The organism is Synechocystis sp. FACHB-383, assembly GCF_014698605.1.
Taxonomy (GTDB): domain Bacteria; phylum Cyanobacteriota; class Cyanobacteriia; order Cyanobacteriales; family Microcystaceae; genus Synechocystis; species Synechocystis salina.
Map to the genome: position 1 here is coordinate 234,199 of NZ_JACJTJ010000029.1, position 13,943 is coordinate 248,141.

The 13,943-nt window shown below is 51.3% G+C and carries 7 protein-coding genes; 5 read left to right on the forward strand and 2 right to left on the reverse strand.

All coding sequences use genetic code 11. The features are described 5' to 3' along the window. Positions 1-291 precede the first annotated feature (291 nt). From kdpA to H6G45_RS07730, 5 genes are all read left to right on the forward strand, one after another. The gene (kdpA, locus tag H6G45_RS07710) at positions 292-1,968 is read left to right on the forward strand and encodes a potassium-transporting ATPase subunit KdpA (RefSeq protein ID WP_190597866.1); all 1,677 of its coding nucleotides are present in this window, start codon (positions 292-294) and stop codon (positions 1,966-1,968) included. Between the two features lie 72 nt (positions 1,969-2,040). Beyond that, complete coding sequence (gene kdpB, locus H6G45_RS07715) at positions 2,041-4,113, forward strand: potassium-transporting ATPase subunit KdpB (protein ID WP_190597867.1); 2,073 nt, start codon at positions 2,041-2,043, stop codon at positions 4,111-4,113. A gap of 80 nt (positions 4,114-4,193) precedes the next feature. After that, entirely contained in the window at positions 4,194-4,394 is a 201-nt protein-coding gene (locus tag H6G45_RS07720) for a potassium-transporting ATPase subunit F (RefSeq protein WP_242018093.1), read from the forward strand. A gap of 73 nt (positions 4,395-4,467) precedes the next feature. Then, complete coding sequence (kdpC, locus tag H6G45_RS07725; protein WP_190597869.1) at positions 4,468-5,040, forward strand: K(+)-transporting ATPase subunit C; 573 nt, start codon at positions 4,468-4,470, stop codon at positions 5,038-5,040. A gap of 214 nt (positions 5,041-5,254) precedes the next feature. Then, entirely contained in the window at positions 5,255-6,367 is a 1,113-nt protein-coding gene (locus H6G45_RS07730; protein ID WP_190597870.1) for a sensor histidine kinase KdpD, read from the forward strand. 64 nt (positions 6,368-6,431) lie between these two features. Here the strand turns inward: H6G45_RS07730 and H6G45_RS07735 are convergent, their stop codons facing one another. Together H6G45_RS07735 and H6G45_RS07740 are read right to left on the reverse strand one after the other, a co-directional pair. Then, complete coding sequence (locus H6G45_RS07735) at positions 6,432-11,687, reverse strand: translocation/assembly module TamB domain-containing protein (RefSeq protein ID WP_190597871.1); 5,256 nt, start codon at positions 11,685-11,687, stop codon at positions 6,432-6,434. A 227-nt stretch (positions 11,688-11,914) separates the two neighbouring features. After that, positions 11,915-13,867: an FAD-dependent oxidoreductase gene (locus tag H6G45_RS07740; protein ID WP_190597872.1), complete on the reverse strand. Its 1,953-nt coding sequence runs from the start codon at positions 13,865-13,867 to the stop codon at positions 11,915-11,917. Positions 13,868-13,943 lie beyond the last annotated feature (76 nt).

Consider the following 13,943-nt stretch of genomic DNA (forward strand, 5'->3'; position numbering starts at 1 on the left):
AAATTACAGGGGACTTCCCATCCATACTAAAACAAAAAAAATGAATCTACTTGTTTAATTACTTCTATATCATTTGATATAGATCAAAGCTAAACAATTTTAATATGGGCAATGAAATTGTTTAAGTATAATCTATAAACATCTTTTAAATTCTCTTCTATACCTTGTAGAAATTCGTTGATCAAGGCAAGCTGATGACATGGATAAATTAGCGGCGGAATTTAACTTTTTTAGAGTAGTGAGTGACCCCACCTGTCCTGCCCTAATATTACTTGGAGATGACAAAGTTTTATGTGGCAAGGTTTTGTACAAATTGCACTGATTTTAGCCATCCTTGTGGCCACGGCCCCCTTGCTTGGGCGTTATATGGCGCGGGTTTTTCTTGGTCAGTCCACTTGGCTCGATAAAATTGCCCGGCCTGTGGAGTCCTTAATTTTTGCTGGCTCTGGCATTATGGAAAATCGCCCCATGGGGGCAGCCCGGTATATTAGCGCTGTGCTGATCAGTAATCTGGTTATGGGCATTTTCGTTTTCCTAATCTTGATGCTGCAGGGCAGTTTACCCCTCAATCCCACGGGTTTATCGGCTCCCTCCTGGGATTTGGCCCTACACACGGCCATTTCTTTTGTGACCAACACCAATCAACAACACTATTCCGGAGAAACTACCTATACCTACTTCGGTCAGGCCGGGGCCTTGGGCTTTTTGATGTTCACTTCAGCGGCCAGCGGCATTGCAGTGGCGATCGCCTTTATTCGGGGCTTAATCGGCCAGGCGATCGGTAATTTTTATCAGGATTTAGTGCTATCAATTACCAGAATTTTATTGCCAATTTCCCTCGTGGGGGCAATACTCCTCCTCCTGGCTGGGGTGCCGGAAACCCTTGCTGGACCAGCCCAGGTGACTACCCTAGAGGGAGCAACTCAATGGATCGCCCGGGGTCCCGTGGCCCATTTTGAAATCATCAAAGAACTAGGGGAAAATGGCGGCGGTTTTTTCGGTGTTAACTCTGCCCATCCCTTCGAAAATCCCAATAATTTTGCCAACCTATTGGAAACGGTGATCATGATGGTGATTCCCGCCGGTTTAATCATTACCTACGGCATCATGGCAGGCAACCCCAAACAAGGATGGTTGATTTTTTGGATGGTGTTTATTCTGTTTTTGATTCTGATTGCCATTGCCGCTGGGGGGGAATTCCAAGGTAATCCCCTAGTTAATCAGATCCTCGGGGAAACCCAACCCAATTTAGAGGGTAAAGAAGTGCGCTTTGGTTGGGCATTAACGGCCCTGTGGGCTGTGTCCACAACGGGAACCATGTGTGGGGCGGTCAACGGCATGCATGACTCCCTCATGCCCCCCGGTGGTTTTGTCACCCTATCGGACCTATTCCTACAAATTATTTGGGGAGGCCAGGGCACTGGCACGGCTTATTTGTTTGTGTTCCTCATCCTGACGGTTTTTCTCACTGGGTTGATGGTGGGACGGACACCGGAATTTTTAGGGCGCAAAATTGAGAAACGGGAAATTGTCCTCGCTAGCTTAATTCTTCTGATTCATCCCATTGCCATTTTAATTCCGACGGCCATTACCCTCGCCTTTCCCGACACCCTAGCGGGCATTAGCAATCCGGGCTTCCATGGCATTTCCCAGGTGGCCTACGAATATGCTTCCGCCGCTGCCAACAATGGTTCGGGCTTTGAAGGCTTAGCAGATAACACTCTTTGGTGGAATTTAAGCACCAGTTTCTCGTTAATTGCCGGACGCTATGTACCAATTGTTGCCCTAATTTTCTTGGCCGATGGCATGGCTCGCAAACAACCCGTTCCGGAAACCAGCGGCACCCTCCACACCGATACAACCCTATTCACTGGGATTACCGCCGGAGCCATCATCATCCTCGGTGCCCTGACCTTTTTACCCATTTTGGTGCTCGGCCCAGTGGCAGAAGCCTTCAATTTGGTTTAGCTCGGAGCAATATTAGCCGACGCTTGGTTTTTATCTTTTCCCTACTCTTAAATCCGATTTTTACCTAAGTTTATGGATTTCACTTCCACTGTGCGACAACCGGGGGGGCCACGACAACAGCGGCGACATACCCCAAAAGCCAATCTTTCCGATCTCTATCAACAGGCTTTCAAGGAAGCCTGGGTCAAGCTCAATCCCAAAATCATGATCAAAAATCCGGTCATGTTTATGGTTTGGGTAGGCACCTTGATCACCGGGGTTTTGACCCTCAATCCCAACCTATTTGGGGCGACTGGCACCTCAGCCATGTTTAACGGTTTGGTGACGGTTATTTTGTTATTTACAGTCTTGTTTGCCAACTTTGCCGAAGCGGTGGCTGAGGGTAGGGGAAAGGCCCAGGCCGATGCCCTGCGGTCAACCCAAACTAAGACCTATGCCCAGCGAATTTTAGCTGATGGTTCCCTAGAAATGGTCAGCTCCACCCATCTAAGGAGAGGCGATCGCCTTAAAGTGACCGCTGGCGATATTATCCCGGCCGATGGGGAAGTGTTGGAGGGGGTGGCCTCGGTGGACGAATCCGCCATTACGGGGGAATCGGCCCCAGTGCTCAAGGAACCAGATTCCGATGTGGCCAGTTCCGTGACAGGGGGCACCCGCATCATTTCCGATGAACTGATCATCCGGGTGACCGCGGATCCCGGTAAGGGCTTTATTGACCGCATGATTGCCCTGGTGGAAGGGGCAGAACGCAGTAAAACCCCCAATGAAATTGCCCTAACGGTATTGTTGGCGGTGTTGACCTTGGTGTTCTTAATTGTGGTGGCAACTCTGCCTCCCCCGGCTGATTACATCGATAGCCCGGTGAGCATTACCCTACTTATTGCCCTCTTGGTGGCGTTGATTCCCACCACCATTGGCGGTTTACTGAGTGCCATTGGCATTGCTGGCATGGACCGGGTAGCCCAGTTTAATGTGGTGGCCACTTCCGGGCGGGCCGTGGAAGCCTGCGGCGACATCAACACCTTGGTGCTAGATAAAACGGGCACTATCACCCTGGGAAACCGTTTAGCGGAAGCTTTTTTGCCGGTGAATGGTCATTCTGTGGAAGAAGTGGCGGCGATCGCCTTGGGGGCGAGTATTTTTGACACCACCCCGGAAGGAAAATCCATTGTGCGCCTGGCGGAGAAAATGGGAGCCAATTTGGACTTTGATCCCCAGGAGGCGGAGGGGGTGGAATTTTCTGCCCGGACTCGCATGAGCGGTACCAATTTACCCGATGGTAGTGAGATACGGAAAGGGGCGGTGGATGCAATTCGAGGTTTTGTCCGGTCAAGGGGAGGCCAGTCCCCCACGGATCTTGATGAAGCCTACCGCCGGATTTCCCACCTAGGGGGCACTCCGTTGGCGGTTTGTCGCAATGATGATATTTACGGCGTAATTTACCTCAAGGACATTATCAAACCAGGCATTCAAGAACGATTTAATCAACTGCGGCGCATGGGAGTCCGCACCGCGATGCTCACGGGGGATAATCGCATTACTGCTGCGGTAATTGCTAAAGAAGCGGGGGTTGATGACTTCATTGCCGAAGCCACTCCAGAAGACAAAATCCAGGTTATTCAACAGGAACAGGCCGCTGGTAAATTGGTGGCCATGACTGGAGACGGTACTAACGACGCTCCGGCCCTCGCCCAGGCCAATGTGGGTCTAGCAATGAATTCTGGCACCCAAGCGGCCAAGGAAGCAGCCAATATGGTGGACCTCGATTCTGACCCCACCAAACTGATCGTCCTGGTCACCATTGGTAAACAACTTCTAATCACCAGGGGGGCTTTGACCACCTTTTCCCTGGCCAACGACATTGCTAAATATTTCGCCATCATCCCTGCCATGTTTGCCGGTATTGGCATTGGTGCCCTCAACATCATGGATCTGAGCAGTCCCCAATCCGCTGTACTCTCGGCCCTGATTTACAACGCTCTGATTATCCCCGCCCTTATTCCCCTGGCCCTACGGGGGGTAAAGTTTCGTCCTTTAAGTGCAGATCAACTACTTCAGCGCAACATTTTAGTTTATGGGTTGGGGGGCATCATTGTGCCCTTTGTGGCTATCAAGCTCATAGATCTTGGTATTTCTTTGCTTTGATGTCTGCTAACTGCAATGGTTTGGCATTGTTTCCTTTACTCCGGCGTTTTTTCCCTATTTTTTTCTTTGTCCTAACTCCGATGTTCCCTAAAATCTCCATCATTGGTCGCACCATCCTGTTGGCGACTTTATCTAATTTGGCGATCGCCCCTGCCATCCATGCCGCCGAGAACGGTGCCATTGACCGGGGTACTGCCTACGCCCTTGGTCTACTACTGATTATTGTGTTGGGATTGGCTGTTTACCTGGCCATGGTGATTATTGAGCCCGAACGTTTTTAAAGTGACTTTACCAAACGGGCCTTCTTAATTGTTCTTCCCCGTTGCCTGCGTTTATTTTCCCTAAAACTTTGCCATGATTCGTAATTTTGTGATTAGTTTACGCAGTACCGCCCTGCTTTGGATTTTAACTGCCCTCATTTATCCGGCGATTGTATTAGTGATTGGTCAACTGGTTTTTCCCTACCAGGCCAATGGCAGCCTCATCACCAATCCCCAGGGGCAAGTCGTGGGTTCTGCCCTAATTGGACAAACCTTCACCGAAGAGGGTTATTTCTGGAGTCGCCCCAGTGCCATTAACTACAGTGAAGGGGCAGACGCTTCCCCCACCGGCATTTCCGGCGCGAGCAACCTAGCTCCCGGTAATCCTGACCTTTTGTCCCGCATTGAAGCGGAGGCCCAACGCTTAGAGGATAATGCAGTGCAACCCACCGCCGATTTGCTGTACACATCTGGTTCCGGGCTTGATCCCCACATTAGCCCAGCGGCGGCCCAAGCCCAGATCGAGCGAGTGGCCAAGGCCAGGTCTATACTTCCCCAGGAATTACAAACCTTGATAGCTAAGCACACTGAGGGTCGCTTCCTCGGCATTTTTGGTGAGCCTGGGGTCAATGTCCTCACCCTCAACCTGGCCCTTGATAACCGTTAAACCCTTGCCTCTGATGTTTCAAGCCAAAATTCTAGTGGTTTACCACGATGAGGGCCTACGGGTCATAGTTAGTCAGAGCTTAGATTCAGCTATTTATAGGGTAAGTCAGGTTATGGATCTATCCACCGCTCTTCGGTTACTAAATCAAAGGCATTTCGATAACCGATCAAGGCAGGCCTCTCCGCTTTCTTAAAATTCACTCTGCCCCATCACTATGATCCATGTCGGTCAATCCAGTTCCTTATCCCTAACGGCGTCTCCCCTTCCCCGGCGGGGTAAGCACAAAATTTTCATTGGCATGGCCCCAGGGGTTGGCAAAACCTACCGCATGCTAGAAGAGGGACAACAGCTTAAACAGGAAGGGTTTGATGTGGTCATTGGGCTACTGGAAACCCACAGCCGGGAGGAAACGGCCCAAAAAGCCATTGGTCTGGAGCAGGTCCCCCTCAAGACAATGACTTGGCAAGGGCGATCGTTGCTGGAAATGGATACCGGAGCCATTCTGGCCCGATCGCCGCAGTTGGCGTTGGTGGACGAGTTGGCCCATACCAATATTCCTGGTTCGGATCGGGAAAAACGTTATCAGGATGTGGAGCTAATTCTAGGGGCCGGCATTGACGTGTATTCCACCCTTAATATTCAACATCTGGAAAGCTTGAATGACCTGGTGCATAAAATTTCCGGGGTAGTGGTGCGGGAACGGGTGCCCGATCGCCTTTTGGATGATGCCGATGAGGTGATTGTGATTGACATTACCCCGGAAACCCTGCAAGAGCGTTTACAGGAGGGGAAAATTTATGCCCCGGACAAAATTAACCAAGCCTTGCAAAACTTTTTTAAGCGTCAAAATTTGGTAGCCCTGAGGGAACTGGCTTTGCGGGAAGTGGCCAACAATATTGAAGAGAATAGTCGCCATGATCAGCAGACTAACCACTGTGCCATCCACGAACGGGTTTTGGTGTGTATTTCGACCTATCCCAATTCCATTCAATTATTGCGACGGGGGGGACGCATTGCCAGCCAGATGAATGGTCGCCTATTCGTCCTGTTTGTGGCTCCCACCAATCAGTTTCTCTCCAAGCTGGAGGCCCTCCATGTGGAAACCTGCCAACACCTGACCCAGGAGTTTGAAGGGGAATTCATTCGTCAGGAATCGGACGATGTGGTGGGGGCCATTGCCCAGGTGGCCGTAAATTATCGCATTACCCAAATTGTCTTGGGGGAAAGTCGGCGATCGCGGTGGCATTTACTAGTGAAAGGTTCCATTGTCCAAAAGCTAATGCGCTGTTTACCCAGCGTTGATCTGCACATTATTGCCAATGGTTGAATTGCTGGCTAGCATCCCTCGCATTTTCCCCTTCGTATAATTTGGAACTTACGGCTAGCAAGGGCTAAAACCGTTTTTGAAATTCCACTATGCCCCGGCTGTCGTCTTGGAAATTGCTGGAACCCCGGATCACCGTGCTGTCGTTAACCCGGTATTCCAAGCCCCACTGGGGTAGGCGATCGGAGTTGATGATTTTTTGCACCGAAACTCCCAATTGGGGAGTGATGTCAATGCCAGCCTCCGCCGCTACTCCGATTTGATTGCCCTGGAGGCGATCGCCTTCGTTCATTAAGGGGGTGGAAAAAATGCGAAATTCACTGAGCCCCAAGGCCTCACCAATGCGCCCCTGGACGGGCCCCAACACTGCCGATCCAGCCAAATTAGCTAGCCCCACCGTAGTTTGGGTACTGTCCTGGCCCAGGGTACTGAGCACACCGCCCCCCAGCAGGGTAATGATTTCCTGGGGCGATCGCCGGGGTGTACTGGTTAACTGGATATTTTGGTTAATTTCACTGGCGTAGCCATTGATGTGGGCTTGGATGCGCACTGTTTGCAGGCTGTCCTGGGTGGCACTGAAGGGTTCTGGCACCTCCGAAGAAAGGGGACTGTGGTTGGTGATGTTGCGGCTTGTTTCACTGACGGAACTGAGCAAATATAAATCTAGATAGGGGTCTAGACCCCGCTGGGGCAGAAAATAAACGCTGTTATTTTGGTTATTATCCAACCTTAATTGGCTCGCAAACAAATTTACCTGGCCCCCTTTGAGTTTAATTTCCCCCTCAGGACGCAAATTTTGCGGTGTACCATTCAGCATCACTTGGCCACTGGCGGCAAAATCGAGAAAGGGTAAATTTTGCACCCGGACATTTTCCGCCAACACGAGGCTTAAATTGTTGAACCTCAAACCTTGATGGGAAGGAGCACCAGAACCCAGAGCAGGCAGAGTTTGTCCCACGGAAATATTGCCATTGCCCAGAGCCAACTGACCTCCCACCTGGGGGGCGATCGCCGTGCCGGTAATTTGCACCAACCCCCCCAGGGCTCCTTGGTACAGACTGGGCACATCCACCGCCAAATTATTCAGGCTCAGTTGTAAACCTTGGTCCAGATTGGGTAAGGGATTTTGTAGGGGTAGACTGCCCACCATGGCTAAACTGCCGCCACTGATTTGCCCGGTTAAATTGGTCACCTGGAGCGTATTCAAGTCCGCCACAATGTTGGCATTGACCTGGGTTAGGGGCTTATCTGGTAACATCTGAGCGGCGATCGCCCCATTTTGGATGGTAATTTCCCCCAACCCTTGGAGTTGGTACAGGGCTTGGTTATAGGGATCAAGGCGGCCCAACAAAGCTAAATCCACTTCCCCCTGACCGCCTAGCCAACTTAATTGCCCATGGCTGAATAGGTTAATCAACTTCAGACTGTCATTTTTTAACTTTAATGCCAGGGAAAAATGATTACTGTTGGGAGCTTGACTGGCAAAGGGAAAGACATAGGGAACACTGCCCTGTAGTTGCAGCGGTTCCGTGAGGGAATTAACCAGACTTTGTAATTGAAAATCTAAACGACCGGCTTGGTAACTAAAATCTCCCTCGGTTTTTTCCAGGGCCAAGGGGCCAAAACGATTATCTTTAATCTGCACTTTGCCCTGAAATTGGGGGTTCTGCCGGCTACCCTGGAGGCGAAAATCAGCAAATACATCCCCTGCCGGAGCGAGGTGGGCAGGGAGATGCAAAATTTTGGCCAAGGGGCCAAGGGGTAGTTGATGGAGTTGAATTTGCCCCTGTTGCCCCTCCGGCCCCAGTGACCCAGTGACCCGCAAAAATCGATCGCCAGTGCGCAATTCCAGGGGAGCAAGGCTGAGGTTATCCCCCTGCCAACGCCCGGCCACTTGCAATTGCTCCAGGCCATGGTCGCCCCACCGCCAATGTTGACCCAACAAATTGAAGTTGGCCGCCAGGGGAGAGTCCCCCCGTTTCTCCACGGTGATTTTGCCCTGCAATTGTCCCTGCAGTTGGTCTAAATCTGGTAAAGAGTCCTGATTCGTCTCCGTTGACGTCAAGCTAGTTTCACTCAGGGCCAGTTGCTTAAATTGAGTCGCCAGGTCATCCAGGGCATTGCCCACACTAACCAACGGCGGCAAATTTTCTTGATCCAAATCTTGCCCCATGGCACCGTACAGATCCTTCGCTGTGCCGTAGGAGGGAGGCTGAAAACCCCGGCCAAAATCTTTCCAGGTGAACAGTTGCAGAGCCGTTAAAACATCTTCAATCCGGCTTTGACGGAAACTAATTTCCCCGCCCCACTGGGGTTGATCGCCTTGGAAGTTAGCTTGCCCCTGGATTAAAACCGTACTCTGGCCATGGCGCAAACGACCACTGTCCACCGTTAATTGCCCCTGGCCGTAGCTAAAATTACCAGCCAAATCCTGGGCACTAAAATTACCCCAACGGGGTTGCTGGATATTAACCCTAGTGGCGATCGCCGTTTTTTCGGCCAGGTCAAGCTGAAAATGCCCCGATAGTTGTCCTCCCCAAGGTTGACTCTGGAGTTTTGCCAAGGAATCCGTTAAGGAGTTGTCCCCATTAGACACAAGGGTTAGGGCTAAGGGCAGACTATTTTGTAAAGCGTCCAGAGGTAAGGAACGGGCCGTTAAAGACCACTGGTTAGCCTGTTTTTGTTTTTGCCCTGATAGTTGCCATGGGCCCCGCTCCCATAACACCGCTGTGGGTTGTTGTGTGGGGTCTAAACTGAGGCGAATTTGTTCCCCTTCCCCATGGAGAGCCAATTGTACGCCTTGCAGATCTTTTTTCACCTCACCGCTTAAAAGGGACGCAAACTTAAACTCCCCTAACTGCAAACGGTGCACCGCCAATTCTCCTTGCCATTGGGGTTGGGGGCCAGAGCCAGTCACCTGCCCCTTAAAATCTAAATTCCCCGACCATGGAGCCCCTGGGGGATTGGCAATGATCTTAGCTAGGGGTAACCCTGCGGCTTCTACCTGGAGGTCCATGGCTTTTATTCCCGCTTGGAAATTAAAACCAGGTTTAACTCCAGCAATGGCAATTTGGACATTTCCCTGGGCTTGCAAACCCTTGCTACGGAGTTGGCTCAATTTAAGCTGGGAACCCTGCCAGTCAAAGGCCACAGTGACGGGGTCCGATAATAATTGCCACCCTTGGGAGCTAGTCAAATTTCCTTTTAAGTTTTTTAACTGAGCTGTTTCCCCAGTCCATTCCCCCGTTAGGTTTAATCGCCCCGCTACCTGTCCCGGTTGACTAATGCGTAAAGCCTGCCAATCTATGCTCTCCGTGCTCAGTTGGGCGGTGAAGTTTTCCTCCCCCAAAGTAAATTGTTGAATGTCCACCGTTCCCTTGGGAGAGCGCCATTGCCCCGAACCGGACAAATTCCATTGGTGCATGGGTTGGTCAAGGTGCCCTTTACCAGTCCAGTTGCCAGCTAAAGTTCCTGACCAGGATTGATCCATACCGGGCAAGGTTGCCAAGGCAATATTTTTCGCCGCAAACACCCCTTGCCATTGTTTCCCCTGGAGTTGAAATTGGTCGATCGCCACTGCACCCTGGGGTAAAGTCACTTGCCCTTGGCCCTGTAATTGCAACGGCGACTGATATTGTTGATTTCCCTGGGCCCACACCTGGGCCTGGAGTTTACCCTGCTTCAAACTGTCTGGGATTGATGCTGTGTCTAAATTCCCTAGGGATAAATTTTGCAGTTGAAAATGGCCTTGCCATTGGCCCCCTTGGTAAACAAAATCTTCGGTTTTAACTAATCCCCCCGCTAGGGCAAAATTGCCTTGGGCCTGGGCTTGCCAAGTACGGGGTTCGGATAATTTTCCCGTGATTTGAGCTTGCCCTGATAGGGGTAACACTGGGGGCAATGGGGCGATTAAATCCCCCTCCAACCAGGGTTGCACATCAACATTTTCAGCCTGAACTTGCAGTTGGAACGGTTGCCAATCTAATTTATTACCCTTCCTCTGGGCTTGAATTTGCCCTGAGCCGCTCAAGTTGCCGCCGCTGCGGGGTAGGGCCTGAAAATTTTTCACCACCACCCGATCGCCTTCTAGGTTGAGGTGAGCTTGGAGATCCTGTAGGGCGAGGTTTTCGATCTGGAGGGGATTTTTGCCTGCTTTTTGCAGGTCAACCCTAATCTGGGGATTTTCCAATGGCCCTTGGATGGCCACAGTGGAACTTAATTGACCGCTAATGGGGACAGTGGCGGGGGGAAAATGTAGCCCCTGGAAAATTTTGTTGACGGCCAACGGCGCTGTGGCGATCGCCAGGTTGAAGCCATCTTGCCAATCAATGTAACCGCGGCTATGGGCCTTAATTTCCCCCAATTGTCCTTGCACTTGCCCCAGTTGAATTTTGCGACCCTGTAAAATGAGGGGGCCATTAATGGCGGTGAGGGGGCGGGCTAGTTGGGGCAGTTTCAAACTAGCTTGGTGTAAATCCACTTCCCCATCGAGGGAAACTAGTTGTTGATCCTCAACGGCGATCGCCAGTTCACTGTCCAGACTACCCCCTTGGAAATCCAGAGGCAGGGGCAAAATTTCCTTGAGGGGAGTGAGGGGTAAATGGTGACTTTTGACTAGGAGTTGCCAGCTTTCCTGGGCTGGGTCAATACTGCCTTCCACCAGTAGACGACTGCGGCGCTCCACCAGGGGCAATAGTTGGCCTTGGAGGCGAAAATGGAAAATATCTTGGCTCGATTCTTGCCAAAATTGGCCATCGTTTAGCCGCAATTGAATGGGTTGATTGAGCGCTTGGCGATCGTTGCGACTAACCACAGTGCCCCGACCCCGGCGGACAATTAATTTTTCCAATTGAAAGGGAAAATCATCGGCCACTTGCCCCACGGCAGTGTGCCACCACTGGCCCGATCGCCCTTGTTCAACATAGGCTTGGGGTTCTACTGCGGTGATAGTCAGCCCGAGATGTTCATCTTGGAGATATTGCCAGGGGTTATAGCTAATTTTTAGACCTCGGAGTTGCACCCAGTTGGGGTCGCTAGGGGTGGCCGGAATGCTAGTGGCACCAAATTCTAGATGGGTGAGGGAAACACTGGTCAATGGCCCCAATTCCACCGGGCGATTTAAAAAATGTTCCACCGCTTGCCCCACCAAGGGGGAGACGTTTCGCTGTACCCAATAATGGCCGTAGGTTGCGGCCCCGGCGATCGCCACCACTACACCACTGCCGAAGCCCACCACCATTGGGCAGGAAAAAAACGCCCTGGAATGCTTAGCCAACCGGGGCAACCCCAAGGGGGACTCAGACTTTTGGCGATCGGTGACCATAATTTCAGGTGCTATTTAATCCCCACAACCACCCTGCTAGGCTAACACTAGCCAACGAAATCCCGAGCAAACTAGATTAATCCCAGCACCACCACTACCCCAGGGAGACGGAATAGAACCTTGCTCTGGTTCCCCTGGCCCTAGGCTTTCCGCTGTTGAAATTGGCCGGAGAGAATTAACCAAGCCGGTGGATCAATCAATCTTTTTAGGCATAAACGGCCCAGGGGCTAAATTTGCAAAATTCCCTCGGGCATCACCGTCAACAATTCCCGCCGCTGCAGACCTTCTTGGTGACAGATGGCGTTGGCCGATAATAATCCACTGCTGATGGCCCGCTCCATCAAGCCGCAGGGAAAGGGCATTTTCACCCAATCCCCAGCGAACAAAAGATTGGCCACCGCAGTTTCTGTCTCCGGGCGATCGCCGTAGCTGTTGGGAGGAAACCCGGAAAAATTCTTTTGGTTGACCAATTCTCGATGTAGCAGGTTGGCAGTGGCTAGGGAGGGGACAATTTCGTACAATTCCTGCTCAAAGGTGGTTAACAAATCCCCTTGGGTAGGAAACTCTCTCTCTTTGTAGCAATAGGCGTGTAACTCCACCACACTGCCCCCGGTACGTTCCGCCCAGGCAATAAATTGATTTTGGATGCGGTGATAGAGGGTAATGCTATCGGTCAAACGATAACCGGACAGGGAGGCAAAATTACTGTGGGCCCATTCAAAATCTTGGTCAAACCAAAACCGGGCCACCGCAAAGGGATCCGCCACGGCTAATTGTTTTACTTGTTGTACCAATTGGGGACTAACATCTCCCTCCAGGCGATCGGCCAGGTTTTTCATGCCCACCACGTCCGCCGCCAGCACATAATAATCTGCCTTGAGGGTTTGCTCCGCTGGTTTACCCTTGCTGCGGGAAACTAACTGTACTTCCTTGGCACTGCTCCCCGGTTTAACGGCAAACTTGGCCAAGTTACGTTTGGCCGGCCCCTGGATCACTTGACCATCGGCATCATACACAGCGCCATGGCAAGGACAAATAAATTGGCCGTTTTCCTGTTTGGCAACGGTACAACCCTGGTGACTACAGGTGAGGGACAAAGCTTCTTTTCCTTCTGGCTTAGCCCAATAAACCCGATCGCCAGCGCCGTAGTAAACATCCTCCCCCGGGCTTGCCTGGGAGAGCAACTCATTGCGAGGCACAGTAAAGGGCACATCGCTGACGGGATCATCCCCCTGCACATACTGGAGGGATTGGATTAAACCTTGATCACAGTTAATCGCACTAACGGTGGCTTCGGTGATAATTTCTCCTCCATGGGCTTTGATGGACTCCACCATGGGCATGACCAAACTGGTCACCATATCGTCCTTGGTGCCGTTGAAAGCTAGGCCTTCAGGATTGCCGAAAAAGTAAAAGTGGAAAAACTGCATCAATTCCCCCGCACTCAACACATCGGGGGCATTCAAGCTAGATTTGGCAAAGGGCAGAAAGTAAAGATCGTACAAACCCTGGGGAAATCCCTTTGCCACCCAATCACTGACGGTGATGCCATCCAGTTGGTCATAGCTTTTAGGAATTTGGAATCCCGTAATGGCCCGAAACACCTGCCAATGGGAGGGTTTGGTTAAATTAATGCCCCAGCGCAACCGATTGGGGGAAGAAATGGTCAGGTCAACAATGTTCCAGGGAAAGGCGGAATGGCTCGGACGAAATACCTCCGGCTCGTAGCCTTCCTTAAACACCAAAGAGTAGAAATCCAGGGAACGGAAATTATCGGCGATCGCCAACTCATTAACAATGCCTTTGAGGTTGTAATACTGGGGAAAAAAGCCGTGGAAACCGTGTTCCATCTGAAAGGTTTCTTCCCCCACCTGGATGGGCCAGCCCGCCACCTTACCGCCCAAATTGGGTGATTTCTCCAACAGGGTAACCTTAAAGCCCCGCTTGCTCAGTTCATAGGCTGAAGCTAAACCAGCCAAACCGGCCCCCACCACCACCACGGACTTGGGTTGGGATAAATATTGCGGTAAATCTAGGCGATCGCTATGGTATCGAGCGGGTTGGGGCTTAGCTAAGCGGGAATAACCAATGGCCCCTCCCAGGGTACCCACCCCCAAAAGTTTTAGCGCAGTGCGACGGGAAACAGCTATGGAATTAGGATTGGGGGGTAATTCAGTCATGCAAAAGGCAGACGCTAAAAGTTACAGCTAGCGGAGCGGTAAATAGTTCAGCCCTGATTCTAATCGCTCTGCCCCC

Coding starts and splice junctions, on each gene's coding strand:
- H6G45_RS07735 (WP_190597871.1), bottom strand. CDS start 11,687: ATGGTCACCGATCGCCAAAAGTCTGAGTCCCCCTTGGGGTTGCCCCGG.
- H6G45_RS07730 (WP_190597870.1), top strand. CDS start 5,255: ATGATCCATGTCGGTCAATCCAGTTCCTTATCCCTAACGGCGTCTCCC.
- H6G45_RS07740 (WP_190597872.1), bottom strand. CDS start 13,867: ATGACTGAATTACCCCCCAATCCTAATTCCATAGCTGTTTCCCGTCGC.
- kdpB (WP_190597867.1), top strand. CDS start 2,041: ATGGATTTCACTTCCACTGTGCGACAACCGGGGGGGCCACGACAACAG.
- kdpC (WP_190597869.1), top strand. CDS start 4,468: ATGATTCGTAATTTTGTGATTAGTTTACGCAGTACCGCCCTGCTTTGG.
- kdpA (WP_190597866.1), top strand. CDS start 292: ATGTGGCAAGGTTTTGTACAAATTGCACTGATTTTAGCCATCCTTGTG.
- H6G45_RS07720 (WP_242018093.1), top strand. CDS start 4,194: ATGTTCCCTAAAATCTCCATCATTGGTCGCACCATCCTGTTGGCGACT.